Annotated in this window: 22 protein-coding genes; 14 read left to right on the forward strand and 8 right to left on the reverse strand. The window is 38.8% G+C overall.

Annotated features, from left to right (window positions below; translation table 11 throughout):
• Nucleotides 1–72: 72 nt before the first annotated feature.
• The 3 genes from ade to AC6R0T_RS00625 all read left to right on the forward strand — a co-directional run bounded on the left by ade (nucleotide 73) and on the right by AC6R0T_RS00625 (nucleotide 2,714).
• Nucleotides 73–1,812, forward strand: coding sequence for an adenine deaminase (gene ade, locus AC6R0T_RS00615; protein WP_303753630.1), 1,740 nt, complete (start codon nucleotides 73–75; stop codon nucleotides 1,810–1,812).
• A 187-nt stretch (nucleotides 1,813–1,999) separates the two neighbouring features.
• Nucleotides 2,000–2,209, forward strand: coding sequence for a helix-turn-helix transcriptional regulator (locus tag AC6R0T_RS00620; RefSeq protein ID WP_206903028.1), 210 nt, complete (start codon nucleotides 2,000–2,002; stop codon nucleotides 2,207–2,209).
• On the forward strand, nucleotides 2,190–2,714 hold the full coding sequence (locus AC6R0T_RS00625) for a DUF3278 domain-containing protein (RefSeq protein ID WP_526159539.1): 525 nt from the start codon (nucleotides 2,190–2,192) through the stop codon (nucleotides 2,712–2,714). Before AC6R0T_RS00620 ends, AC6R0T_RS00625 begins: the two co-directional genes overlap by 20 nt.
• Nucleotides 2,715–3,536: 822 nt before the next feature.
• On the opposite strand, the gene AC6R0T_RS00630 is transcribed toward AC6R0T_RS00625, so the two are convergent.
• A complete protein-coding gene (locus tag AC6R0T_RS00630; RefSeq protein WP_303753628.1) occupies nucleotides 3,537–3,833 on the reverse strand; it encodes a bacteriocin immunity family protein in 297 nt (98 codons plus the stop codon).
• 331 nt (nucleotides 3,834–4,164) lie between these two features.
• On the opposite strand from AC6R0T_RS00630, the gene AC6R0T_RS00635 reads away from it, so the two are divergent.
• A complete protein-coding gene (locus AC6R0T_RS00635) occupies nucleotides 4,165–5,697 on the forward strand; it encodes a zinc ABC transporter substrate-binding protein AdcA (RefSeq protein ID WP_303753627.1) in 1,533 nt (510 codons plus the stop codon).
• Between the two features lie 73 nt (nucleotides 5,698–5,770).
• Here AC6R0T_RS00635 and AC6R0T_RS00640 read toward each other — a convergent pair whose 3' ends face one another.
• Nucleotides 5,771–7,393: an ABC-F family ATP-binding cassette domain-containing protein gene (locus AC6R0T_RS00640; protein WP_206903032.1), complete on the reverse strand. Its 1,623-nt coding sequence runs from the start codon at nucleotides 7,391–7,393 to the stop codon at nucleotides 5,771–5,773.
• Nucleotides 7,394–7,863: 470 nt separating this feature from the next.
• Between AC6R0T_RS00640 and AC6R0T_RS00645 the strand changes: the two genes are divergently transcribed.
• Both AC6R0T_RS00645 and AC6R0T_RS00650 read left to right on the forward strand, forming a co-directional pair.
• Nucleotides 7,864–8,382: an HdeD family acid-resistance protein gene (locus AC6R0T_RS00645; protein WP_282461826.1), complete on the forward strand. Its 519-nt coding sequence runs from the start codon at nucleotides 7,864–7,866 to the stop codon at nucleotides 8,380–8,382.
• A gap of 87 nt (nucleotides 8,383–8,469) precedes the next feature.
• Entirely contained in the window at nucleotides 8,470–9,291 is an 822-nt protein-coding gene (locus AC6R0T_RS00650; RefSeq protein ID WP_206903034.1) for a ZIP family metal transporter, read from the forward strand.
• A gap of 491 nt (nucleotides 9,292–9,782) precedes the next feature.
• Here the strand turns inward: AC6R0T_RS00650 and AC6R0T_RS00655 are convergent, their stop codons facing one another.
• Nucleotides 9,783–9,989 (reverse strand): hypothetical protein, encoded by a 207-nt coding sequence (locus AC6R0T_RS00655; protein ID WP_206903035.1) that lies wholly within the window; start codon nucleotides 9,987–9,989, stop codon nucleotides 9,783–9,785.
• A gap of 290 nt (nucleotides 9,990–10,279) precedes the next feature.
• Here AC6R0T_RS00655 and AC6R0T_RS00660 point away from each other — a divergent pair, with 290 nt between their 5' ends.
• The gene (locus AC6R0T_RS00660) at nucleotides 10,280–10,711 is read left to right on the forward strand and encodes a GNAT family N-acetyltransferase (RefSeq protein ID WP_206903036.1); all 432 of its coding nucleotides are present in this window, start codon (nucleotides 10,280–10,282) and stop codon (nucleotides 10,709–10,711) included.
• A gap of 89 nt (nucleotides 10,712–10,800) precedes the next feature.
• On the opposite strand, the gene AC6R0T_RS00665 is transcribed toward AC6R0T_RS00660, so the two are convergent.
• Both AC6R0T_RS00665 and AC6R0T_RS00670 read right to left on the reverse strand, forming a co-directional pair.
• Entirely contained in the window at nucleotides 10,801–11,547 is a 747-nt protein-coding gene (locus tag AC6R0T_RS00665) for a YibE/F family protein (protein ID WP_303753626.1), read from the reverse strand.
• Nucleotides 11,544–12,569 (reverse strand): YibE/F family protein, encoded by a 1,026-nt coding sequence (locus AC6R0T_RS00670; RefSeq protein WP_303753625.1) that lies wholly within the window; start codon nucleotides 12,567–12,569, stop codon nucleotides 11,544–11,546. The genes AC6R0T_RS00665 and AC6R0T_RS00670 overlap by 4 nt, the downstream gene beginning before the upstream one ends.
• A 302-nt stretch (nucleotides 12,570–12,871) precedes the next feature.
• On the opposite strand from AC6R0T_RS00670, the gene AC6R0T_RS00675 reads away from it, so the two are divergent.
• The 5 genes from AC6R0T_RS00675 (at nucleotide 12,872) to AC6R0T_RS00695 (ending at nucleotide 17,870) form a co-directional block, all read left to right on the forward strand.
• Nucleotides 12,872–13,351 (forward strand): PTS sugar transporter subunit IIA, encoded by a 480-nt coding sequence (locus tag AC6R0T_RS00675; RefSeq protein ID WP_303753624.1) that lies wholly within the window; start codon nucleotides 12,872–12,874, stop codon nucleotides 13,349–13,351.
• 84 nt (nucleotides 13,352–13,435) lie between these two features.
• Complete coding sequence (locus tag AC6R0T_RS00680; protein ID WP_206903040.1) at nucleotides 13,436–14,269, forward strand: PRD domain-containing protein; 834 nt, start codon at nucleotides 13,436–13,438, stop codon at nucleotides 14,267–14,269.
• A 217-nt stretch (nucleotides 14,270–14,486) separates the two neighbouring features.
• Nucleotides 14,487–16,091: a maltose/glucose-specific PTS transporter subunit IIBC gene (malX, locus tag AC6R0T_RS00685; RefSeq protein ID WP_206903041.1), complete on the forward strand. Its 1,605-nt coding sequence runs from the start codon at nucleotides 14,487–14,489 to the stop codon at nucleotides 16,089–16,091.
• Nucleotides 16,088–17,281: a MalY/PatB family protein gene (locus tag AC6R0T_RS00690; RefSeq protein WP_303753623.1), complete on the forward strand. Its 1,194-nt coding sequence runs from the start codon at nucleotides 16,088–16,090 to the stop codon at nucleotides 17,279–17,281. Before malX ends, AC6R0T_RS00690 begins: the two co-directional genes overlap by 4 nt.
• A gap of 181 nt (nucleotides 17,282–17,462) precedes the next feature.
• Nucleotides 17,463–17,870, forward strand: coding sequence for a DUF4809 family protein (locus AC6R0T_RS00695; protein WP_303753622.1), 408 nt, complete (start codon nucleotides 17,463–17,465; stop codon nucleotides 17,868–17,870).
• Between the two features lie 210 nt (nucleotides 17,871–18,080).
• Here AC6R0T_RS00695 and AC6R0T_RS00700 read toward each other — a convergent pair whose 3' ends face one another.
• Entirely contained in the window at nucleotides 18,081–18,779 is a 699-nt protein-coding gene (locus tag AC6R0T_RS00700; RefSeq protein WP_303753621.1) for an SDR family NAD(P)-dependent oxidoreductase, read from the reverse strand.
• 208 nt (nucleotides 18,780–18,987) lie between these two features.
• Complete coding sequence (locus AC6R0T_RS00705) at nucleotides 18,988–19,137, reverse strand: hypothetical protein (protein WP_173102006.1); 150 nt, start codon at nucleotides 19,135–19,137, stop codon at nucleotides 18,988–18,990.
• A gap of 398 nt (nucleotides 19,138–19,535) precedes the next feature.
• Here AC6R0T_RS00705 and AC6R0T_RS00710 point away from each other — a divergent pair, with 398 nt between their 5' ends.
• The gene (locus tag AC6R0T_RS00710; RefSeq protein ID WP_206903044.1) at nucleotides 19,536–20,735 is read left to right on the forward strand and encodes an MFS transporter; all 1,200 of its coding nucleotides are present in this window, start codon (nucleotides 19,536–19,538) and stop codon (nucleotides 20,733–20,735) included.
• Nucleotides 20,736–21,074: 339 nt separating this feature from the next.
• Nucleotides 21,075–23,618 (forward strand): HAD-IC family P-type ATPase, encoded by a 2,544-nt coding sequence (locus AC6R0T_RS00715; protein ID WP_303753620.1) that lies wholly within the window; start codon nucleotides 21,075–21,077, stop codon nucleotides 23,616–23,618.
• On the opposite strand, the gene mafR is transcribed toward AC6R0T_RS00715, so the two are convergent.
• Nucleotides 23,619–25,067 (reverse strand): global transcriptional activator MafR, encoded by a 1,449-nt coding sequence (gene mafR / locus AC6R0T_RS00720; RefSeq protein ID WP_500559740.1) that lies wholly within the window; start codon nucleotides 25,065–25,067, stop codon nucleotides 23,619–23,621. It abuts the gene before it with no gap.
• Between the last annotated feature and the right edge of the window lie 377 nt (nucleotides 25,068–25,444).

Here is a 25,444-nt window from a genome sequence, read left to right on the forward strand (position 1 = left end):
TGGTAACGTGTTATACTTTAAAACAATATTTAAAAAAATTGTTGTCACCAAGACCGATAAAGGAGCGAATTTATGAACAAAGAGGCACTAAAACGACTGATTGACACTGCTGCAGGAAGAAGACCGGCTGATTTAGTATTGAAAAATGCTCAAATAATTGATGTGTATCAAGCAGAAATTATGACAGGAGACATTGCACTTGTTGATGGCTTGATTGCAGGAATTGGCGCTGATTATGAAGGAATTAAGACAGTTGATTTAGCCGGCAAATTTGTAGCGCCAGGTTTTATTGATGCCCACATTCACGTAGAATCAGCTTATGTCACACCAGAGGAATTCGGGCGTTTATTGGTACCCCACGGCACAACCACAGTGCTAGCAGATCCCCATGAAATCGTCAATGTGCTGGGTTTAGCTGGGTTGGATTACATGGTGGCTGCCGCCAAAAAAACGGCTTTGGATATTCGTTACAACATGCCTTCTTGTGTGCCGGCAACCAATATGGAAAATTCCGGTGCCGTCATTACAGCCGCAGATATGCTGGCTTCCTTTGAAGAAAAAACAGTAACCGGTTTAGCCGAGTTTATGAATTTTCCAGGAGTAATTGCGGCTGATACTGCTGTTTTAGATAAATTATTAGCAGCTAAAAAATACGGTCTGCAAGTGGACGGACACGCGCCAATGGTAACTGGTAAAGCGCTAAACGCTTATATCGCAGCTGGGATAAAAAACGATCACGAATGTTCAACAGTGGCTGAACTAAAAGACCGCATTGCTCGTGGCATGTATGTTTTACTACGGGAAGGGACTGTTACGCAGAATTTACGTACCCTTTTAAAAGGAGTGACGGATACGAATTACCAGCGTTGTGTTTTAGTTGCCGATGATTTACAGGCTAAAGATATTTTGGCAAAAGGACATTTGGACAATAGCATTCGCATTTGTATAGAAGAAGGGATCACGCCAATTCGTGCCATTCAAATGGCGACAATTAATGCTGCACAATGCTGTCAATTATCCGATCGCGGTGCCATTGCGCCAGGTTTGCGGGGAGATTTGGTCATCTTTTCAGATTTACAGGCACCAGTTATTGAAGCGACCTATATAAAAGGAGAACGCGTTGCTGAAAATAACACCTATCTTCCAGAAGTAAAACGGGTTGCAACTAAAACAGTTCAATCTAGTGTCCATATTGCGAAATTTAAAAAAGAACAATTACAACTACCCTTAACCAGTGATCGTGCGCGGGCGATTGAAGTGATTCCCCAAGAGGCGCTGACAAACGAAGCAATTGTAACCGTGAAACGAGCTGACAATGGTGAATTTGTGTATCAGCCAACAGAAGATGTGGTGAAACTGGCTGTGATTGAACGGCACAAAAATACTGGCAATGTTTTTGTCGGTTTGTTGAAAGATTACGGGTTGAAAAAAGGGGCAATTGGCATTTCAATCGCCCATGATTCCCACAATTTAATTGTCGCTGGCACAAATGACACAGATATGGAAGTGGCAGTTAAAGCCCTAAAGATTCAAGAAGGTGGCGTTGTCTTAGTCGAAGCTGGCAAAGTAATCGGGAGTATGGCATTGCCAATTGCAGGTTTAATGAGTGAGCTGACTGGCGAGGAAGTTGCCCGCCAAGAAGAAGCAATCAACCAATTGGCTCATGAAAAATTAGGCATCTCGCCAAAAGTTGACCCGATTATGACCTTAAGCTTTATGTCACTGGCTGTCATTCCTAACTTAAAGATCACCGACATTGGTTTAGTAGATGTAACCAAGTTTGAAATCGTCCCTATTTCAGTTACAGAATAATTGTTTGACCTAGTTTTAAACCATGATGAAGAAGATTTGCACAGTATAATTGTTCACTGTGCAAATCTTTTTTTGTAAAAAATTCGGACATGTTAAATTAGAATGTCAAATATACTTGACGTTACAAAAGATAAGTTTATAATTATTGCTAATAAGTCATATATATATGACACGAAAGAGGAACGCCGTGAATCAAGTAAAAATATACCGTAAAAATATGCAGCTTTCACAATTGGACTTAGCCAATCAAGTCGGAGTGGCACGCCAAACAATCAATATGATTGAAAATGATAAATATAATCCTACGCTTGATTTATGTTTGAGGATTGCCTGGGCATTAGAATCAGATTTAAATACACTGTTTTGGAGGGATAATGATGAAAATAACGCGGGATAATGTAGTAAAGCACTTTTTTGGCATCGAAGGTACGCTGGATGAATATAAACGCAATGAAGCAAATCGCATTGGAAATAATGCGTTCATTGGATTGTATAGTTATCTTTTATTTTCTTCGCTGATTGCACTAATGTTTGGTCTAAATCATCCGGAAAATGCGCTGTATGCACTGCTTGCTTGTAATATTTTAACTGTTGTTTATGGTGTCGGCATCTATATTATGAAGGCTAGTAAAAGTGCTTTGCTGACGGAAAACGAAGTAACCAGCGCCAATGTTGCGCGCGTTCGTAAATACAATCGCAAAAAAGGAATCCAATCTGCAATTTATTTTGGGATTACGATTCATCTTTTACAAGCTGTTTTTTCATGGGTAGCTGGAGATGGTTTTCTGGCGTATATAATTTCACCGTTTGAGCTAATTATTTCCTGTGGTGCGGGCATTTTATTTGGCATAACGACAATTTTTATGATGAATGCCAAAATTAGTGATATTGGCAAAGGGTAGAAAATAAAATGATCAAACAAAAAGTGAAAAGTTATGTAAAGTCGTCTGCTTTTATTGTAGATAGTTGTGTTTTTATTACATTATTAATTACCGTCAGGCCTTGGGTTAGTGGCAATCACCAGTTCTTGCGGACCCTGGTATCCGTGGGAATACCAGCACTGCTTGTCGCTCTTTCTTTTAAACGAAAAAAATAAAAACAGCTCTTTTTCAGTGGGGGAGTGGCAATCACGTAACCTTACTGAAAAGAGCTGTTTTTTTGTCGTGTAGTCCATTACATTTTTTGATCTGTCTTAAAGTTGGTAAGTTATGCGAGTGCATCAAGCTTTTCTAGGTGTCTAGCTTTCTGCACTAACTCTCGGCGACAATAAGTCAAGATCTTGAGAACTTTGAAGAACAATTTATCAAGCTTTCGTCTTATTGTTGGAGAGCTGACCGAGCGCATCAAGCTTTTCTAGGTGTCTAGCTTTTTGCACTAGCTTTATCGGCATTAAGCCGAAATTTCAAGAAATTTGAAGAACAATTTATTGAAATTTTGTCTTAACACTCAAAAGCTAAACGAGCGCATAAAGCTTTTCTAATTGTCTAGCTTCATGTGCCAACACTTTGGGAAAAATTCAAAAACTTAATTCTGATGAAGAGCATCAGAACATAAGTTTCCGATATTTTTCCAATGTGCTAGCCGGCACCTTCAGCTTTTCTTTCATGTCTAGCTTTCTGCACTAGCTTTATCGGCATTAAGCCGAAATTTCAAGAAATTTGAGAAACAATTTATTGAAATCCCGTCATAATGCTCAAAAGCTAAACGAGCGCATCAAGCTTTTCTTAATACCCGTAGCGAATTTCTGCTAGGCTAAGTAGTTTTTTGATCTGGTCGGAGGCTTCTTGGGAAAGTATAATTTTATTTTTAGTTATACAATTAGATACCGAAACTGCCATGCGGCTTAAGATATAGGGGACGGCTGTCACACCTTCGTTAATTTCTTGTGCGTAATCAAAAAGCAGCTGGCGCAATGGCGCAGTGTTTGTGTCGGCGGGAATCAAACCTAAAATTGTCGAAATGTCACTTAAGGCGACTTCTGCACGTTCGCTACCGCCGCTAAACCATTTTATTTCTTTCATTTTCTTTTCACTCCCTTTTTCACAGGGTACTCCTCAATCAAAACAAATGCAAGGCTATTCTAAATTTTTAAAATATTTAGCGGTGATAGATTTTTCACCGGTTTTTTTGTTATCAAATATATTTTCATCTCGTTTGAAATCAGACTATAAAAGTCATTTAGATGAATGTATAATCATTTGAATAAAATTTCATGTTATTTTTTATTGACAGCAGAAAAAAGTGTTGCTATTGTTATTGGAGTAAATCGTAATTATTTCGTTTTGATAAAGGTAAATCGTAATGGCAGCAAAAAGTTATCAGAGAGGTTAGAGAATAGAAAGGATTTGAAGTATGAAGAAATTGGGAATTGGTTTAGTAAGTATGGTTGTACTAGGAATGCTGGCTGCTTGTGGGACAAATGCCAAAAGTGCAGAAAAGACAGCTGAAACTAAAAAAGATAAATTGGAAATCGTTACAACTTTTTATCCAATCTATGATTTTACGAAAAATATTGTAGGCGATGAGGCCAACGTCAAATTGATGATTCCGGCGGGTTCTGAACCACATGACTATGAACCGTCCGCCAAAGATATGGCGGCAATTCATGATGCAGATGTATTCGTCTATCACAATGAAAATATGGAAACTTGGGTACCTAAAGCGAAAAAAAGTTTTGCCAAAGATAAGCCCAATGTGATAGAAGGTACCAAAAACATGATTCTTTTGCCTGGTGGTGAAGAAGAACACGATCACGATCATGCAAAAGAAGGACACCATCATGAATTAGATCCTCATACTTGGGTTTCACCTCATCGGGCAATGAAGGAAGTAACGAGTATTAAAGAGCAACTGGCTAAACTTTATCCGCAAAAAGCCAAAGTTTTTGAAACGAATGCGGAAAAATATTTAGCAAAATTAACCCAGTTGGATCAAGAATACAGCGACAGTTTAAAAGACGCAAAACAAAAAAGTTTTGTCACACAACATGCGGCGTTTGGCTATTTAGCTTTAGATTATGGGTTGACACAAGTGCCAATTGCCGGGCTTTCCCCAGAAGAAGAACCTTCTGCGAGTCGCTTGGGTGAGTTGAAGGAGTATGTGAAAGCTAACGACATTCGCTACATTTATTTTGAAGAAAATGCCAGCGATAAAATTGCCAAAACACTGGCAAATGAAGCAAATGTTAAGCTAGCAGTGCTAAATCCATTGGAAAGCTTGACCAAAGAGAAAATCGCTGCTGGTGAAGATTACATTTCCGTGATGAAAGAGAATTTGCAAGCGTTGGAAAAAACGACGAATATTGCCGGCAAAGACGTGAAACCAGAAGAATCTCACAAGGCGGAGGTGAAAACTGTTGCCAATGGTTATTTTGCCGACAGCGCAGTCAAGGAGCGTAAATTAAGTGACTACACCGGTAAGTGGCAGTCCGTTTATCCATTACTACAAGCAGGCGAGCTAGATCAAGTCTTTGATTACAAAGCAAAATTAAATCAAGATATGACTGCCACAGAATACAAAAAATATTACGACACCGGCTACAAAACCGATGTAGAAAAAATTGACATTACCGATAATACGATCGATTTTGTGGTAGACGGAAACCATCACAAGTATGAATATGTGGCCAAAGGATACAAGATTTTAAATTATGAAAAAGGTAATCGGGGCGTGCGCTTTTTATTTGAAGCAAAAGGCGCTGCTGGTCGTTTTAAATATGTGCAATTTAGCGATCACAATATTGCACCTGAAAAAGCAGTCCATTATCATATTTTCTTTGGTGGAAAAAGCCAAGCCAGTTTATTTGAAGAAATGCACAACTGGCCGACGTATTACCCAGATAATCTCACTTCCCATGCCATTGCCCAAGAGATGATGGCCCATTAAAAAAAGCTGTGAAACCTATTTAGGTTTCGCAGCTTTTTTTGACTGTAAGACAAGGATAAAGGCTAAGGGCGATTTAAGCAAAAATCTCCGCCATCCGAGTTTTGACATCCGGGTTTTCTAAGAATTCATCGTAAGTTGTCTCAGAACGATCCACAACACCTTTATCAGAAATCGCAATGATGCGGTTTGCTAATGTTTGGATAAACTGGTGGTCATGAGAGGCAAATAACAATGAACCCGTAAAGGCCATTAAGCCATCATTTAATGCGGTGATTGATTCCAAGTCTAAGTGGTTGGTTGGATCATCTAAAACCAAAACGTTAGATTTAGAAAGCATCAATTTAGAAAGCATGCAACGTACTTTTTCCCCACCGGATAAAACGTTGACAGGTTTTAAAACTTCATCACCAGAAAATAACATCCGGCCTAAGAAACTCCGTAAGAAAGTATTGTCGTCTTCTTCTTTTGAAGCGTATTGACGCAACCAGTCTAAAATTGTTAAGTTGCTGGCAAATTCGCTACTGCTGTCTTTTGGCAAATAAGATTGCGTTGTGGTTACACCCCAACGAACGCTACCTGTATCCGGTGTGATTTCACCCATGATAACTTTGAATAACGTTGTTGTGACAATGTCATTATTAGCAACAAAAGCAACTTTGTCATCTTTGTTTAGCGTGAAGCTGATATTATCCAAGATTTTTTTGCCATCGATTGTGACGCTGACATTATCAACTTGCAATAGGTCGTTACCGATTTCTCGTTCTGGCTTGAAACCGACAAATGGGTAGCGGCGGCTTGAGGGTTTAATATCATCCAAAGTAATTTTATCCAACATTTTTTTCCGTGAAGTCGCTTGTTTTGATTTTGAAGCGTTGGCAGAAAAACGGGCGATAAAGTCTTGCAATTCTTTGATTTGTTCTTCTTTTTTCGCATTTTGTTGCGCTTGTAATTTCGTTGCCAATTGACTTGACTCCAACCAAAAATCGTAGTTTCCGACGTAAAGTTGAATTTTACCAAAGTCTAGGTCGGCCATATGGGTGCAGACTTTGTTTAAGAAGTGGCGGTCATGGGAAACGACAATGACCGTATTTTCAAAGTTGATCAAAAATTCTTCGAGCCAATTGATCGACTGAATATCAAGTCCGTTGGTTGGTTCGTCTAGTAAAAGTACGTCAGGTTTACCAAATAGTGCTTGTGCTAGTAAAACTTTAACTTTTTGACCGGCTGTTAATTCTTTCATTTGCAAGTGATGCAAATCTTCAGCGATGTTTAACCCTTGTAGTAAAACAGCTGCTTCTGGTTCGGCTTCCCAACCGTTTAATTCAGCAAATTCTCCTTCTAATTCAGCCGCTTTGATACCATCTTCATCGCTAAAATCTTCTTTCATGTAAATGGCATCTTTTTCTTTCATTACATCATATAAGCGTTTATGCCCCATAATAACTGTTTCAATCACTGTATATTCTTCAAAGTCAAAGTGATTTTGGCGTAAAACAGCCATCCGTTCGTCTGGACCAAGGGAGACATTCCCGGTGGATGGTTGCAACTCACCAGATAAAACTTTTAAGAAAGTTGACTTGCCGGCACCATTTGCACCAATTAAGCCGTAGCAGTTCCCCGGCGTAAATTTAATATTCACATCATCAAAAAGTTTGCGGTCTGAAAAATGCAAACTTACGTCACTAACTGTAATCATAAAATAATCCTCCTAATCGATTCTACTCCCCAAAAATTGAGCGGGCAAAAAAAGATGCGGCCGCATAACTTTAAATTTTGGCTTCAGGTAAAGAATTACCTAAAAATTTAAAGGGGTCGCTGATGTTTTTAATTTTCCTACTATATATGTCAGATATATATGCAATCTTATAGCATTATATAGGCGCTGATGGGAAGTTGCAACCATATCTGGACATTTCCTGTTAAATTCAAAGTTTTTATTAGGAAATAGGTGGGGAAAATGGGCTAAAAAGCAAAAAATACAACGTAAAACTAAAAAATAGCTAGCCTGTGCCTGTTTTTACTCGAAATCAATTCCCTGCAAAAAAAGCTTAACTTTTGACCGTTTCCAATCACAAGCGTAACATTATTAATGTAGATAAGCGATATGGTGCCGCAATTTTTGGTGTGGCGCTACATCTGGACATTAAAAAAGGAAGGTGAATTGTAATGGAAAAAAGAAGTTTTGACTGGGGTTCTTTGATCTTAGGTATTTTATTTATTATTGTGTCATTAATGTCTTTTCGTGATCCTGTTGGCAATCTCGTTGCAATTGTCATTGTCTTTGGTGTATTGGCAATTTTGAAAGGGATTTTTGAAATATTCTTGCGGAACCGGTTTAAAGATTTAACTGGTTATAAAGCAAAAATGCCCATTTTGGTTGGGGTATTAGATATTTTAATCGGAATTTTCTTGTTGTGGAATATGCAAGCCAGCATTTTGGCATTGCCGTTTGTATTTGCGATTTGGTTTATCGTGGATTCGATTTTTGGTTTATTTGGTTTAGAAGCTGCCAGAAAACTGAACAACGGCTATTTCTGGTTTTCGCTAATTGTTAATATTTTGGGAGTCATCGTTGGTTTCATGTTATTATTTAATCCGGTTTCTTCTGCTTTAACGTTAAGTTTCCTAGTTGGTTTTTACTTTATGATGTGGGGTATCACGCATATTTTGGTGGCATTTCGCTAAGAGTAAGCAGTTTAGATGAATAGTAAAATAGTCGCTCTCCTGTTCTTTTTATGCTACAGTTAAATAAAAAGAACGGGAGGTTTTTTTGTGCTGAATTGGATTTTACAACTGCAGCCCTGGCAACAAGCCTTAACGGGAACAGCCTTTACTTATTTTATGACAGCACTTGGGGCGGCGTTGGTTTTTTTCTTTAAGGAAATCAAAAAGGATGTTTTAAATTTGATGCTCGGATTTGCCTCTGGGGTAATGATTGCGGCCAGTTTTTGGTCATTACTTGATCCGGCAATTGCACGAGCAGAAGAAAACGGCTCGCAATTTCCTTGGTTAGTTGTAGCGATTGGTTTTGGGGCAGGGGGCTTATTTTTATACATAGCCGACAAGACGATTCCCCATATGCACTTTGGGCCAGATCATGAGCAAGAAGGTTTACCAACACATTTAAAACGGACTATTTTATTGGTCTTTTCAATTACACTTCACAATATTCCAGAAGGATTAGCGGTAGGTGTGGCATTTGGCGCAGCGGCCAGTGCTGATAATCCAACAGCCGCAGTCTTAGCTGCCATATCCGTTGCTTTGGGAATTGGGATCCAAAACTTTCCAGAAGGCGCAGCCGTGTCAATTCCGTTACGGCAAGAAGGACTTAGTCGGACAAAAGCATTTATTTACGGACAAGCATCAGGGATCGTCGAACCAATTGCCGGGGTCATTGGCGCAATTTTAGTTTCAAGAATGACCGCCATTTTACCTTATGCTTTAGCTTTTGCAGCTGGTGCAATGATTTATGTCGTGGTAGAAGAACTCATCCCAGAAGCACAACAAGAAAGCTCCAGCCATCGCCATTTTGCGGTGTTTGGTACCATGTTAGGCTTTATGATCATGATGATTTTAGATGTAGCACTAGGCTAAAAATTTAATTCTTAAAAAAAGAGCGCCTCAAAACTAGGTTAAAGCCTAATTTTGAGGCACTCTTTTTTTAAAGGGAGTAATATTTTTTTCTTGTGAAAAAATATTGCTTTAATTTATTAGCACAAGCTGACTTTTCGAACTAGCTCCTTTCGGCCTTAAGCAGAAATTTCAAAAAATTTGAAGAACAATTTATTGAAATTCCATCTTAATGCTCAGAAGCTAAACGAGTTCGTAAAGCTTTTCTTATGTCTAGCTTCACAAACTAGCTCTCCAAGAAATAAGTCGAAATTTTCAAAAATTTGAGGAACAATTTCTGAAAATCTCATTCTTATTTTTTGAGAGCTAAGCGTAGTTTGTTCCGCTTTTCTTAGTGTCCAGCTTTCTGCGCTAACTCTCGGCGACAATAAGTAGAAATTTCAAGAAATTTGAGAGACAATTTATTGAAATTCCGCTTTATTGCTTGAGAGTTGACCGAGCGCGTAAAGCTTTTCTTAGTAATAGCGGCGGTTGTTGCGTTTTGTAGAAGTGCCGGTTAAAAAGCGGACGATCACAATTGCAATTAATAAAGGAATCCCAAAACGAAAGACCAATGCAATTAATGAACCTGCAATCCCCAACACTAAATTCAAAATGATCCCTGCGACAAAAAGGAAACCAATAAACATCAAAATGCGCATTAACATTGAATTATTTTCCATAATAACTCCTCCATTTATTTAAAAGCTTGCGTCAGCTGCCAAAAGTGATTCTAAAACCAACTTTTCCTGTTTGTAAGTAGCTAGCGTCTCTCTTTTTTCTATGGGTCTATCATAGCAAGGATAACGGTTGTTTTAATCGGCCAAAAGTCCGATATTTTCCTCAGACTATGTGCGGAAAATCTTAGTGCTGCGTTTATTTTAGTAAAAAGGAGTTAAATTTTTGCTTCGGCGTTTTTTTTGTTATGCTAAAGTTAAGCGAAAAAAATTGCAAAAAGAAAGTAGGTTTTTTCATGGAACTAAAGCTTGGCAATGAAAACTTTCAACGGGCGGCAAGTTGTTTTATCCGCATGGAAGTCTTTGTTTTGGAACGAAATATTCCGTTAGCAGAAGAGTTTGACAATCTCGATACGCCGGAACGTGTTTATGCGGTTGTCTACGATGAAAATTTGCCAGTCGCAACTGGTCGAATTGTTATTGAAGATGAAAAAACGATTCGTCCTACGCGAATCGCTACTTTAAAAGCGTATCGCAAACAAAATTTAGGAGCCAAGATCATGAAAGCAATCGAAGCTTATGGGGTGAAAAATGGCTATATTCATTCTTTGGTGCATGCCGAACAGACGGCGGTTGGTTTTTATCAAAAATTAGGCTACAAGATTTGTTCGGATATTTATTATGAGGATGGTGTACCTTGTCAATCATTGGAAAAAGCTTTGGTTTAAGTTTGATTTCAATTTTTGACAAGCTGGTTAAAAAGTGGGAAAAGCGGTGCTATCGGCTTTTCCCACTTTTTTATTTGATGCTGCTGCGGTTAGCGGGTAAAAAATTTTGCGCCAAAATAAGCAGTGAAAGGTAGTGTGGCCACTGTCATAATTCCAGCTGAAATACTAATCACAAGCTCTGCTACAAAAGCTTTGGCGTTAATGAGTGTTTCAAAAGAATAGTGCAAATCACTAAACCAAAAAATTAAAGCGAGGTTATTGGCAACAAAAGCAAAGAAGAGGGTATGAATACTGGAACCTAAAATTTCTTTAACAACTTTCATGCTTGATTGAAAAAGTGCAGTGGCAGATAGAAGCTGCCCTTGATAGCGTAACTCGTAAAGTGAGCTTGCCACCGCCATGCTCGCATCGATCACAGCACCAGCCATACTCATAATAATTAAAACTGCCGTGAGAGCTTGATATGAAATGGGGACAGCAAAGTTCATCGTCGCCAGTTCGTCGATTTCTTCAGGCGTGAAACCAGCAATCGCAATGCTTTTTGTTAAGAGTGGAATTAGTAAAATCATCAACGTAAATGTTATGACCGAGCAGAAAAAAGCGAGTTTGGTCTTTGGATTAAAACCATTCGTATAAAATAAAATAATTCCCGTCAATGCTAGCAAAACGACAAGAAAAATCGGCAGAACAGCAAAGTTGTGACTGATTAAATAAATAGCCACTAAAAATAGACATAATGTCATAAAAATGCCGGTAATTAAGTAAAAAGCGGGTTTTCCTAAAATCAAAAAACTTAAGAGACAAAGAATAAAAAAGAGAAAAAGTAAAACATTCACGCTTTGCGCCTCCTTTCAAAAATAACACATAAAAGACTTGCGGGAATGGAAAGCAAGATGGTAAAGGCACCACAAAAAGCGCGCAATAATTCCAGGGATAAATGAAGCTGTAACGTCGCGACAAATGGCCAGCCATTTTTCAAATAAAAGACCAGCATGGGAATTGAACCGCTCAAATATGCAAATAATAAAACATTAATCATCGAAGATGTGACATCTTGGGCAATGCGCTGTCCAGAGCGTAACAATTCTTTTTGGGTGATGGTGGGTTGTTGATAGATAAGTTCTTTTAATGACGACACCAATGTCACCACCATATCAACAGCTGCGCCAATCCCACCAACAAGTAAGCTTCCATAAAAAACACCTAAATAAGGACGCGTTAAAAATTGCATCTCCTCAAAGCGGATGCCGTTGTTCTCAAAAGCCTTTAAAGCTAGAAAACAAATCAAAAAGCCCCCCAAGACAATGCCGCAAGTTGTGATGATTAAATCACTGCGAAAAGCCTTGATGCCGTAATTGGCCAAAAAGGTAATGATAATGGAGCAGACACCGTAAATAAACATCAAGCCTAATGTTGGTATCTGTAAAAACGAGGTATCTAATTTTAGTAAGGCAAAAAGCAATGTCAAGTTCAGTAATAGCCCTAAGAGTGCCCTCATGCCGGCGACTTCTCCTAAAATCAAAACAAAGCCCAAAAAAATCAATAAAAGACAGACAACAATCCCGTCTTGTTTTTCTGTAATTATTTCTTCTTTGTTGTGATTAAGTAAAAGCTGTTGCCCTTGTTTGAAATTAATTGTAAGGGCAGAAACGGCATTGGTATCCACTTTAATTGTGATATTTTCCTGGTGATGATTGACTAAACGACCAGAGAGCGTAAGCTGATTATCTTGTTTTTGAACGTCCTTCACTTTTAAAATAGGCGCTTGATAAAAAAGTCCACTATAGTGTTGCACGGCAATGCCAAGAGTAATCGCGCCAATGATCAGCAAAAGCAGTGTAATAGATTTCTTCTTCACAAAAATTTACTCCCTTCTTTTAAGGAATACTAAAAATATACACCTTGCAATTAGTGGTTACAAATGTCGCAATTGTCATTTGAATGAAGATACATGTTATTTTTCATGGGGTGAGTAGAAAATAGAGGTAAAGGACGAAAAAATAGGAGCACGTATTCTTATATGCGTTATTTTTATTATTTCAACCCAATAAATCATGTTCTAGCAATCAAAATTAAAAAACACGTACCATTTTTATCTTGCATAATCTGAAACCGCATACTATACTTGTTACAAACTTTTTAGGAAAGTAGGGAATTGAAATGTTCTTCAATAAAAAGAAAAAAAGTGAAACAATTTATAATCCAATTAATGGTACTTTAAAAGAATTGGCACAGGTTAGTGATCCAGTATTCTCAGAAAAAATGATGGGGGACGGTTTTGCGGTAACGCCAAAATCAGGGGTATTATATTCACCAGTAAATGGGACAGTATCAAGTGTTTTTCCGACAAAACACGCTATTGGGATCACCACTAAAAATGGTTTAGATGTCCTAATTCACATTGGCATTGACACAGTAGAGTTAAATGGCGCCCCGTTTGAAATTTTCGTAAAAGAAGGCCAAAGCGTTACACCAGAAACAAAATTAGCGACGATTAATTTGCCTCTTTTAGCTGAAAAAGAAAAAGAAAATGATGTGATGGTGATTTTTACTAACATGGATGCCATCAAGTCAATTGAATTAAAAATAACAGGAGATTCAAATTTTGCAACTGAAATTGGAACGGTGGTAACGAAATAACTGTACCAGTACAGTTATCAAAAAGATGTTGACACCGTTTTCAAATTCTGTTAAATTGAGCATGCAGAACAGAAAGGGACCGTCATGAAAGTTATTAAAGTACTGAACAATAGTGCGGCAATCGTCTTAGATGACGATCATGAAGCAATTGTGATTGGCAATGGCCTTTCTTTCGGCAAAAAAAGTGGTGATGAAGTTGATCCGTTAAAAGTTGAGCGGAAATTTGTTGCCAATACGAACCAAATCGACGAGAAATTCCAAAAACTATTTGAAAAGATCAGTTATGAAGAGTCAAGTCTGGCTTTTGAGATTATTGAATATTTCAAAGAACAATTGGATTATCCGCTAAATGATCTAATTTATCTTTCGTTAGCAGATCACATCAGCTTCGCTATTGAACGTGCCAAGACAGGTGTATATCTGCCTAACGCGGTACTTCATGAAGTACAGATGTTTTATCCAGCGGAATATCGGTTAGGGGCGTGGGCAGTTTTGCTTTTGAATGAAAGGGCCCAAGTTAATTTACAAGCAGATGAAGCGGGTTTTATTGCGCTGCATATCATTAACGCTCGCTGGCAGGCAGACAAGACGCACTCCGAGCAAGATTTTAACAAAATAATTCGTGATTTGATCGCAATTCTAAATGAAACCTATCAACAAGATTTCAAGCACGACAGTATTAATTATCATCGCTTGGTGACGCATCTGAAATATTTCTTATTACGGGAATTTGGAATGCAGCAGCAGGCAAAAGTAGATGATTTCGGTTATTTTGATCAAGTCATTAATGATTTTCCCCAGGCTTATGCCGGGGCTGAAAAAATCGCCAAATATTTGGAGACGTTTTTTAACCACAAAGTACCAAAAGAAGAAAAGGTCTTTTTGACCATTCATATTAATCGCATTCTTCAAAACTAGAGTGTTACTATTCGGTAGGCAAGATCTAGTCAGAAGGGTTTCTAAAGCGCAGTGACGACTGCTATCTTTAGGCTACCTTCTGACTAGGTCTTTTTATATTTCACTTTTTAAAGCGGTTACTTTTATTGTTGCATGCCAATTTTGAGTAAGTAAAAAAGTGGAAAAGCTGTTTTAAAAAATTTGAAAAAGTGAACAATCAAAATTAGGAGGAAAGAAAATGAGCAACGCAGCGACAGTATCACGATCACTTAGGACGAAAGTTTTAAGCTTTTTACAAGAGTTGGGGAAAACCTTCATGTTCCCCGTTTCAACACTAGCTTTTATGGGGATTTTAGTCGGGTTAGGCAGTTCGGTAACTTCAGAGGCAATGATTGAAAAATTACCTTTTTTAGGCAATGATATTATTCAATTTATTTTTAGTTTTATGAATACAGTTGGTGGCTTTGGTTTTACTTATTTGCCAGTTATGTTTGCCATGGCAATTCCCTTTGGAATGTGCAAACGCAATAAAGGTGTAGGCGCCATTTCAGCTTTTGCCGGTTATGTGGCCATGAATTTATCCATTAACTTTTTGTTGAATTATCGCGGTGAATTAGCAGATGCTGCTAGTATGAAAATTGCCGGCCAAAACATGGTCTTAGGTATTCAAAGTATTGAAATGGGCGTTTTAGGTGGGATTATTGTTGGTCTAATCGTCTATCTATTGCAAGAAAAATTCCAAGATATTCGCTTACCAGATGCCTTTTCTTTCTTTGGCGGTATTCGCTTTATTCCAATTGTTAGCGTTTTAGTTTTGGGCTTGGTTGGCTTAGTGGTACCTTTTACTTGGCCAGTATTGCAATCGGGCATTGAAGCATTGGGCAATGGGATTCAAGGTGCGGGTATTTTCGGTCCGTTCTTATATGGGTTAGGCGTATTATTATTAAAACCTTTTGGGATGCATCATATTTTACTTGCATTGGTTCGTTTCACAGAAGCTGGCGGGACTCAAGTTGTTGACGGCAAGCCAATTTCAGGGGCATTGAATATTTTTTATGCCCAATTAAACGCAGGAGAAGCGATATCTCACCAAGCGACTGCTTTTCTTTCACAAGGTTTCATGCCAACCTTTATGTTTGGTTTGCCTGCCATTTGTTTAGCGATTTATTTAACTGCCTATAAGAAAAATCGTCCGGGCATTAAGGGCATTTTAATTTCAGCAGTTTTAGTGGCGGTTGTTACCGGAATTTCAGAACCAACTGAATTCTTGTTCTTATTCTTAGCACCAGGATTGTATTTATTCCACTCCGTTATGTCTGGGGCAGCGTTGATGGTAATGAGTCTAATCGGTGTAAATATCGGCAACACCGACGGCGGGATTTTAGATTGGTTGATTTTTGGGATCATGCAAGGCAATGAAACAAAATGGTACTTGTTGATTCCAGTAGGGATCATTTGGTTTGCTGTTTACTTCTTTGTTTTCCGTTGGTACATTTTGAAACACAATTTAGAAACACCTGGACGGGAAAAAGAAGAGGAAGTTACATTGGCAGATGGTGTCACAGCAAAACCCAAAACATTTACAAAAGGCAATGGAATTTACGATCCAGGTATTATTTTGGACGCTCTAGGTGGCAGTGCCAATGTTACCAGCTTGGATAATTGTGTTACGCGTTTACGCCTGCAATTAAAAGATAAGAGCTTGATGGATAAAGCAACCTTGAAAAAAGCGGGTGCTTTGGCAATCGTAGAATTAGATGATCACAATGTCCAAGTGGTTATTGGTGCCCAAGTACAGACGGTGAAAAACGGGATTGAAGAAATTATGGTGAGCCCAGCATGATGAAAGTTGACTATCAATTTGACCAAATGGCAGATCGCACCATTGACCATGCGAGAAAATGGGATCAAAAAATTATTCAAAGTAAATATCCTGGTACGCCAAAAGACTGTATTCCGATGTGGATTGCGGATATGGATTTTCCGGCAGCGCCAGAAATTAACGCAGCCTTTATGAAAATTGCACAAAATGGCGCATACGGCTACACCTATGCTTACGATGAATTTTATGAGGCGGTCATTAATTGGCATAAACGCCGCCACAATAATCAAGTTAAAAAAGAATGGATTACCTTATCTTATGGGACTGTTTCGACCATTCATTATTTGTATCAAGCTTTTTGCCAGCCCAATGAGGCGGTGATCATGAACACACCTGTTTACGATCCATTTCGTTATGCCGCAGAGCATAACGGGATTAATGTGGTGGCCAACACGCTTAAAATCGTCAATGGGCAATATGAAATTGATTACACTTTATTAGAAGAACAATTACGCACCAAACGACCACGGGTTTTCTTATTTTGTTCTCCGCATAACCCGTCTGGTCGCGTGTGGCACATAGAAGAAATTGAAAAAGTGGCCAAATTATGTCGCCAATACGGCACAATTTTTGTCAGTGATGAAGTGCATTCAGAAATTATTTTAACTGGAAAATTTGTTTCGGCTTTGCAGCTGTCAAAAGAATACCACGATAATCTGATCGTGTTGACATCTCCTAACAAAGGTTTTAACTTAGGCGGTTTGAAAACTTCTTATTCCATTATTCCAAATGAAAAATTGCGGCAGGTATTTCGTCATCGTTTGGAAATGAATTCCATTACTTCGCCGAATTTATTCGGGGTTGTAGGAATCATTACCGCCTACAATGAATGTGAAGATTGGCTGGAAGCTATGACGGACTACATTCGCGAAAACTACCGCTACACCAAAGCTTTTATTGCCGAAAATTTGCCGGGCTGGGAATTAATGGAAATGACCGCGTCATACTTGCCGTGGATTGATATTTCCAAAACCGGCAAAACAGCCTTAGAGATTGTCGAACCATTGGCAAAAAGCGGGGGTGTCATTATTGAACCGGGAACCAATTATGCCAGTGACGGTGAAAATTTTGTCCGCTTAAATATCGGCACACCAAGAGGAATTTTAGCAGAAGCGCTAGAGCGTATGAAAGTTTTTGTTGCGCAAAACTAAGCCACATATCTAAGCAAGATCCGTCTTTTAGTCGTAAAATTAGTTTAAAAACTGATTTTACGATTAAAAGCGGATTGTTTTTTTAGCGTGTAAGCAAACGAAAAAATCTGCTATTCAAAAAAAATAAAGGGCGGTATAATAAAACAAAATTATCTGTATCAGTAAAAAAGGAGTAATGCACATGAAAGCAGTAATCACCAGCGAAGAGTTTTATACCCAAGGGGGCTGCAATGCTTGTCAGCCTTTTACCATGGCGACGTATGATTTAACTTTTGAAGATGGCACGATCACCTCGTTAGAAGAATTGGACATGGCTTCTTTAATGATGGCGTTGGCGCAAAAAAACCAGTGGCGGCAAAGCTATGTAGAGGATGATTTTGACGATATCCTAATTTATCAAAAAGGCGATAGGAAAATTGCGGTCAAAGAAACACCGCGGAAGATCACCTTTCAAACTCAGCAAGAAAAGAAAACTTTCGATAAGAAAAACTGCGATCTAACGGCTTTATTTGCCCAAGTCAACGAGATCTCTATCGGGCTTTTCAATTTGGAAAAAACAGAATTTGAAGTGAAGCCTTTAGAAAAATAAAAATAGCGACAAGACAAAAAAAGGCTCTGGGTAAAGATCAGCTTGATCTATACTGTCAGAGCCTTTTTTAGTTAAAAAAATAAAAAATCTTATGTTCAGACTGCTGCTGCATAAAGGGATGCTTTTTAAAAAGCGGATAAATATAGCGGCAAAAAACACGCGCAGATAAATTAAGCCAAATTTTTCTTTTGGGTAGGTTTCATTGCGGGTTTACCAGCCCAAAATACCATTACGATCAACAAAAGTGCCCGTAGGACCATCTTTACTTAGTGTTGCCATTTTGAAAATAGCGTCAGTTCCTTCGCTGGGATTTTGAGCGCCGCGCTTAAAATTCCCCCCTGTATTTGTAGGGCCGGGATCAACGGCATTTACCCGCATATTCGGTAACGCTTTTGCATATTGTAACGTCAGCATGGACACCGCGGCTTTTGAGGCAGCGTAGGCTGGCGAAATGACTTTTGATTCCAAGGTTTTAGGATCGGTTTGCTTGCTAAAGGAGCCGACACCACTGGAAACATTGACGATAATCGGCGTTGCCGCTTTTTCTAAATAAGGTAAAAAAGCTTGCGTTGTGCGGACGATGCCAAATACATTTGTATTAAACACCCGTTCCATTAAGGCTGCATCCACTTCTTTTATTGCGCGCATCTCACCGGGGATCCCTGCATTGTTGATTAAAACATCTAATTTGGCTGCTTTTTTGCCAAATTGCTCCGCCGCTAATTCCACTGATTTTTCATCGGTAACATCCATGACGAGATAGTGGACAGCTAATTGTGCTGCCGCTTTTGCGCCTTTTTCTTCACTGCGACTGGTGATGTAAACTTCAAATCCGGCTGCTTTTAAGCGCCGCGCACTTTCAAAACCAAGGCCTGTGTTTCCGCCAGTGATTAAAACTGTTTTTGTCATCTTGCACCTCATTTTTTTTATTCCTTTACAGTTACCATTGCCTTATCTGTCTTTAATGTAGCGCGTTTTATGAAAAAAGCATAGTCTGAGCTTTTTTTCCAAAGGGAACTTAGCGAATTTAAAATTTTAGACAACAAAAAAGCACCTGCACATAAATTTGCAGCTGCTTTTTAAGAATAACTGGAATCTTCCATGGGATTTGAACTCCTTATGCAGATTTTTGTAATTCTTGAACCGCTTGTTCAATCGTTACACCGGTAGCAAAGTGATTACTGTTGCGTTGGTCAAAAACGATAAACAAGTTCAACTTGGTGTCTAAAGTTACCCGATAAGGTACTTGTGTGTTATAGAATGTCATATTCATTCTCCTTTCTTTTGTTTGCTTACGAAAGGCAACTAAGTTGATAACGAAATTCCACTGTTATCATACTGCCATTTCAGAAAATTTTCAAACTTAACGCTTGCATCCTTAAAGACGCTGTTGAAAATGTGTACATGCTTTTACTTTGCGGTAAATCAAAACGTAGCAAATTTTTAGCGAAGCTAGCGAATCTTTTGTTGCGTTTTTTATTAGTCACAATATTATGGCTGATACCATGAGGATAATTTTACAAGCGCTGGCAGATAAGAGCTGGCAGGATTTGTTACAAAAGCTAAGAAAGTCTTTTGCATTGCTGAAAGCTGTGCTACAGTCAAAGTAAGCGATTTAAAAAAATAAAGTTCACGTGTCGTGGGAACTTTTGTCTAGGAGATCAAATGAAAAATTATCAACAAACGATTTACGCCTGTTTTTTGGCTTACATCGTGCAAGCGGTCGTCAATAATTTTGCCCCATTATTATTTTTAACTTTTCAAACACAGTTTCATATTCCCTTAACCCAAATTACGCTTTTGGTGACCTTTAATTTCTTATTGCAATTAATCATAGATTTTGCGGCAATCTTTTTTGTGGATAAAATTGGCTATCGCATTTCCATCGTGGCAGCACATCTTTTTGCTGGTGCGGGGTTAGTGGGATTGGCGCTTTTTCCAATAATTTTTGCCACACCTTTTATCGCGCTGTTGGCTGCGGTGAGTTTGTATGCGATTGGGGGCGGCTTATTAGAAGTACTAGTGAGTCCAATTGTAGAAGCCTGTCCAACAGATCATAAAGAGAAAACCATGAGTTTACTGCATTCCTTTTATTGCTGGGGTGTTGTTGGCGTCGTGGGACTTTCCACTTTTTTCATTGCCTTTTTAGGGATTGAAAACTGGCCTTATCTGGCTGTGATATGGGCAATTTTGCCTTTTTGTAATGCGTTGTTTTTTACCAAAGTACCGCTTCGTCCTTTAGTAGCAGAAGGAGCGGGGCTCAGCATTAAAGCATTATTCAAGTTGAAAAGCTTTTGGTTATTTCTTGGTTTGATGGTTTGTGCTGGTGCAAGTGAGCAGTCGGTTAGTCAATGGGCCTCAACTTTTGCTGAAAAAGGGTTGCACGTTTCAAAAGTGGTGGGAGATTTAGCTGGCCCTTTATTATTTGCTTTTATGATGGGACTATCCCGCATTTTTTATGGGAAATATGGTCATAAATTAGCGTTGCAGCGTTTTATGACGATCAGTGGTATTTTATGTGTGGCATCGTATTTGTTAATCGGTCTTTCCACCAGTGCGCCTTTTGGCTTTTTGGGTTGTGCGTTAAGTGGTTTGGCAGTGGGTATTATGTGGCCGGGCACGTTTAGTTTGACGGCCAGAACGATTCCAAATGGCGGCACAGCTTTATTTGCTTATTTAGCTTTGGCGGGAGATTTGGGCTGTTCCATCGGGCCAACGGTAGTGGGCTTTGTTTCTGCTGCTGCGGACAATCAGCTGCGGTTTGGTATTTTAGGCGGCATTATTTTTCCGGTTGGTTTAGTGGTTGGCGTCTATTTATTAAGGCAAATGTACCGACGGCGAAAGGTGATTGTCCTACAAGATTAACCTGAAAAGTTGGCGCAAAGTAGCAAGTATACTAAACTGTTTTTTTTAGATCTGTGACCAACAGGGCGCAGGTCTTTTTTTGTTTGGGATCATTTTTTTAAGCTAACTTTCAGCAAAGGCTGCGGCACATTTTTTTCAGTTGCCACTGAAATTATCGGCGGTTTAAAAATTTTTTTCTCCCTATAATAAGGGTATCAACAAATAAAGCAGCAAAAAAAAGTGAGTTTTACTTGGCACAACTACGATGAACTTGCCTAAAAAGAAAGGGCATCATAAAAGGCAGTCGGCTAGAACTTGCCATTAGCAAGTGCTTAAAATATTTATTAGGAGGATATGCCAATGAAATGGTATCAATTAACGACCCAACAAGTTTTACAAAAATTCAACAGTACCCCTGCTGGTTTAACAAAAAATCGCCAACAGCAGCTAGCAAAATATGGTGAAAACAAAATTGCAGAAAGTAAGCAGGTAAAACCTTGGCAAAAGTTTTTAAAACATTTTACGGATTTACTGATGCTCGTCTTGCTCTTTGCGGCAATTTTAAAATTTGTGACCGGCGACTATGTTGAAGGCAGCATTATTTTACTTGTCGTAGTGGTGAATGGTTTTGTCGGCTACTGGCAAGAGCGCAAAGCCGAAGAATCTTTGGATGGCTTAAAGCAGATGATGAGTCAAGAGGCAGTAGTTTTGATTGACGGACAAAAAGAAACGATCGCAACAACTTCCATTGTGCCTGGAGATATCGTCTATTTAAAAGCAGGGGATGTGGTACCTGCGGACTTACGCTTAGTGGAAGTCCACGAGCTCGTAGTAGAAGAAGCGATTTTAACCGGTGAATCTGAAGCAGTGGAAAAAAATGAAGACGCAATTTCCCAAGAAGTAATGGCGGGTGATCAAAAGAACATGGTCTTTTCTGGGACGTTGGTGCAAGCAGGATCGGCATTGGCAGTTGCGGTTGCAACCGGCAATGACACAGAAATTGGCAAAATTAATCAGGCGTTGCAGTCTGTTACAGGTACCACGACACCGCTCGTTCGAAAAATGCATCAGCTAAATAAGCAAATCTTCCGCGGCATCATGGTGTTGATTTTATTTCTAGTATTCTTTACGACATTTCTTTACGGTATGGAAATGAACGTATTGTTTTCTGCTATGATTGCTTTAATTGTTGCCATGATTCCAGAAGGATTACCGGCAGTTTTGACGATGATTTTATCTTTAGGGGTAAAAGAGATGGCCGAAGAAAATGCGATCATCAAAAGCATGCCTTCAGTCGAAACATTAGGATCTATGACGGTGATTTGTTCAGATAAAACCGGAACGTTAACCAAAAATGAAATGACTGTAGTCAAAACCAGCAGCAATGATGAATCTTTACTCATGGAGATTATGAATAACTGTCAAGATTTGAAGTTACAAGACGATCAAGCGGTCACACAATTAAAAGGGAATCCTACTGAATTAGCTTTGTTGCAGTATGTGGCGGCTGAAAATTTGACTTTGAAAAAGCAAATTGGCAAATTACCCTTTAGCTCTAGCTACAAATATATGGCAACATTACATCCGTTTTCGGCAACAGAAAATATCGTCTTTGTAAAAGGCGCACCAGAAGTTTTACTGGCTAAAGCACAGTTATCGCAAGCAGATGTAACCGCGTGGCAAAAAAAGGCATCCAAACTGGCAAAAAAAGGGCAACGGGTCTTGGCCTTTGCGGCTAAAAAAATAGATGCCCAAATAGAATTAACCCACGAGGTTTTAACGAAGCTTGATTTTGTTGGCATTGCTGGGATCATCGATCCGCCAAAAGAAAGTGCCATTCGCGCTGTAAAAGAAACCCAAGCAGCAAAAATTACAGTTAAAATGATTACCGGTGATCACAAAGATACCGCCCAAGCGATAGGAAAAGAAATTGGGCTAAAACATACGGATCAAGTTTTAGAAGGAATTGAGATTGATCAATTAACCGATGAGCAATTGGCTCAAGTCGTGACAAAAGTGGATGTTTTTGCCCGCACTACGCCTAATCACAAGTTGCGTATTGTCACGGCGTTACAAAATAATGGTGAAGTTGTGGGGATGACCGGTGACGGGGTGAATGACGCGCCAGCCTTAAAAAAAGCGGATATTGGGATTGCAATGGGGATCAAAGGAAGTGAAGTCACAAAGCAGGCCGCGGATATGGTTTTAGCAGATGATAATTTCCATACGATTGCCAAAGCAGTAAAAGAAGGACGCCGTATTTTTGATAACTTGAAAAAAACCATCAACTTTTTCTTACCATCGGCCTTATCACAAGGGTTGATCGTCGTCATTGCTTTATTATTAAATCAGCCGTTACCGCTGACACCCGTACAGATTTTATGGGTCAATATGGTGACAACCATCACCCTTTCGTATGCATTAGGTTTTGAAAAAGCCAGCAAAGACACGATGAATCGTCCGCCGCGAGCAGCAAATGAAGGTATCTTAAATGGTTACAGTCTGTTTCGAATTGTGTATGTTTCCTGCGTGATCGTCCTGCCAGCTTACTTTATTGCTTTGCAATTTGAAGGGACCGCATTACAGCAGACGATTTTATTACAAACAATTGTCATGTCACAGGCGGTATATATGTTAAATTGCCGCGAGTTGTTAAATCCGGCCATTAATAAAAGTATGCTGCAAAATAAAGCGTTGTTTATTTCACTAGCCCTCTTGTTGGTGCTGCAAACAACCGTGGTCTTTGCACCATTTGCGCAGAATTTAATCGGTACAACCAGCTTGAATTTAACCCAACAATTACTCGTCTTAACCAACGTCGCTGTTTTATTTGGGATTGTTGAAGTAGAAAAGTGGCTGACCAGGCGCTGGGTTAAAAGTTTCGCTGTTCAAGACGCAAGCTAACTATAAATAACTTTCATAAGTGAGCTCGGCTAATTGGCGGAGCTCATTTTTGGTTGGGGTAGTTGAGATATAAAAAACCGGCAGTGGCGCTTTATCTAAAGGAAAGTTAGAAACAATCAAATCTTTAATCCCAAAATTTAAGATCTTTAAATCTGTTACTTCAATGGTTTTTAAAATAATACGCTTACCTAAATAGTCATTGAGTTCTTGTTCCACAAAGGTTTTCCAAGCCGGCTCACTTTGGAAAAGAAAATAAAGCGTTCGCGTTTTTTTATCCAGTGAAAAAAGAGCCTGTTGTTGCAAAAGGGCCATTAAATGAAGCAGGTAGGCTGGTTCTTTTTTTGCGGGCAATCCATTTGTGTGTTGGTGTAGCAAAGCTAAATTTTCTTGGTACAAATTAGTAGTTGCTGTTATTTGTTTTGGCAGTGCTTTTTGATAATCTGATTCAAACTGAGCGGATAATTCAGGGGACTCGTCATATTTTAAAAGCAATAGTAGCAAGTTTTCTGCTAATAAAGTATCTTTTAGAGATGGTTCTTGTAATTTTAAGGCTAATTGCTGCACGAATTCTTTTATAGCTGTTCTTAAATTCGCGTAGTTTTCTTGCAATGTTTTCTTTAGCTTCACACCAAAGGTATTGTTATAATTCCAGCTTTCCAAAAAGCAGAAAAAAGCAAAAAATAATTCATTTTGTTGCAAATAGACCCCTTCTTTTTGATAAAGATCTTTTAACAAGGGGATATAAAGGGAAAATAAGGGATCGGTTTGAAAAGAAATTTGATTAATGGCACAGCCCGCTTTATTGCGAATTGTGTTAATGAAAAACCAGCAAACACCAAAAATTTCTTCTGTTTCAGCCTTGATCTGGGCTTTTGAAACGTGATTTAAAAAATCAAAATAATGACTTTCGTGGACAGCATAATCGACAAAGAAATAATTATTATGGGTAAAAGGGACTAAGAGACGGTGATAAAAAAGGCGAATACTACTTTCTGCTCCCAGAAAAGTGGCCTGTGTACTAGTCAATTTAATTTGTAAATGATAATCCTTTAAAGCGGTGTTTACTTTACGCGTATGACGTTTTAGCGTTTCATAGGAGACACCGGTCTGGCGCAAAAAAGGTTTGACGGCTAAATCAGGCTGAAACAACAGTGCTTTAATGAATTGCACACTAATGGAATGGGGCAAGAAAACCTCCCACAGCTCATTAGTTAAGGCGTCTTTTTGAGGTTTTAAGGCGATGCCTGCACTATCTGTTTCAATTTGCCAATTGGCCGGTAAATTTTCCCGCATGATTTGTAAATCGGCAAAAACAGTTCGCTCAGTCGTGTCAATATGCTGTGCCAATTTTTTAGCAGTGACTTGCGGCTGCTGGAGTAACTGCTCCAATAGCCGAATTTGGCGGTGCAAGTCCTTTTCAGTAATAATCTTTTTTAACATCGAATACATTTTCCCCACCTCCTTTTTTAAGCATACGGAGAAAAAAATGCTGCGTCAAGGTAGAGCAAAGAGAAGTAAATACCGCAGAAAAATCATTGTATAAATCTTCACAAACAAAGAAGAAAATCACTTGTTTTTTTATTAGAAGAAAAAAAGTTTAATGAGATTTTTGCTATGTGTAATTAAGGGTAATTTTCTGAAAGTTTTCTAGGACAATGACGTAAACTGATTTACTTTAAAAAACAAAACCTAACATGGAAATGTCAGAAGCGCCTTGTTTTTCTGCCAAATAAGGGTAAAATCTTTTAAAAATCCCACGCACCTTCAGCCGTTTATGGCGCGATAGAAAAATAATGATGTGAAAAAAATTGGCAGCGGTAAAACGC

The sequence above is a fragment of the Enterococcus sp. S86.2 genome, from assembly GCF_059834485.2.

Bases quoted from the DNA above. Each gene is read 5' to 3' on its own strand.
- AC6R0T_RS00710 (WP_206903044.1), top strand. From the start codon at position 19,536: ATGAAAAATTATCAACAAACGATTTACGCCTGTTTTTTGGCTTACATC.
- AC6R0T_RS00680 (WP_206903040.1), top strand. From the start codon at position 13,436: ATGAAAGTTATTAAAGTACTGAACAATAGTGCGGCAATCGTCTTAGAT.
- AC6R0T_RS00700 (WP_303753621.1), bottom strand. From the start codon at position 18,779: ATGACAAAAACAGTTTTAATCACTGGCGGAAACACAGGCCTTGGTTTT.
- AC6R0T_RS00640 (WP_206903032.1), bottom strand. From the start codon at position 7,393: ATGATTACAGTTAGTGACGTAAGTTTGCATTTTTCAGACCGCAAACTT.
- AC6R0T_RS00630 (WP_303753628.1), bottom strand. From the start codon at position 3,833: ATGAAAGAAATAAAATGGTTTAGCGGCGGTAGCGAACGTGCAGAAGTC.
- AC6R0T_RS00625 (WP_526159539.1), top strand. From the start codon at position 2,190: ATGAAAATAACGCGGGATAATGTAGTAAAGCACTTTTTTGGCATCGAA.
- AC6R0T_RS00655 (WP_206903035.1), bottom strand. From the start codon at position 9,989: ATGGAAAATAATTCAATGTTAATGCGCATTTTGATGTTTATTGGTTTC.
- AC6R0T_RS00645 (WP_282461826.1), top strand. From the start codon at position 7,864: ATGGAAAAAAGAAGTTTTGACTGGGGTTCTTTGATCTTAGGTATTTTA.
- AC6R0T_RS00690 (WP_303753623.1), top strand. From the start codon at position 16,088: ATGATGAAAGTTGACTATCAATTTGACCAAATGGCAGATCGCACCATT.
- ade (WP_303753630.1), top strand. From the start codon at position 73: ATGAACAAAGAGGCACTAAAACGACTGATTGACACTGCTGCAGGAAGA.
- mafR (WP_500559740.1), bottom strand. From the start codon at position 25,067: ATGTATTCGATGTTAAAAAAGATTATTACTGAAAAGGACTTGCACCGC.
- malX (WP_206903041.1), top strand. From the start codon at position 14,487: ATGAGCAACGCAGCGACAGTATCACGATCACTTAGGACGAAAGTTTTA.
- AC6R0T_RS00715 (WP_303753620.1), top strand. From the start codon at position 21,075: ATGAAATGGTATCAATTAACGACCCAACAAGTTTTACAAAAATTCAAC.
- AC6R0T_RS00675 (WP_303753624.1), top strand. From the start codon at position 12,872: ATGTTCTTCAATAAAAAGAAAAAAAGTGAAACAATTTATAATCCAATT.
- AC6R0T_RS00695 (WP_303753622.1), top strand. From the start codon at position 17,463: ATGAAAGCAGTAATCACCAGCGAAGAGTTTTATACCCAAGGGGGCTGC.
- AC6R0T_RS00705 (WP_173102006.1), bottom strand. From the start codon at position 19,137: ATGACATTCTATAACACACAAGTACCTTATCGGGTAACTTTAGACACC.
- AC6R0T_RS00660 (WP_206903036.1), top strand. From the start codon at position 10,280: ATGGAACTAAAGCTTGGCAATGAAAACTTTCAACGGGCGGCAAGTTGT.
- AC6R0T_RS00635 (WP_303753627.1), top strand. From the start codon at position 4,165: ATGAAGAAATTGGGAATTGGTTTAGTAAGTATGGTTGTACTAGGAATG.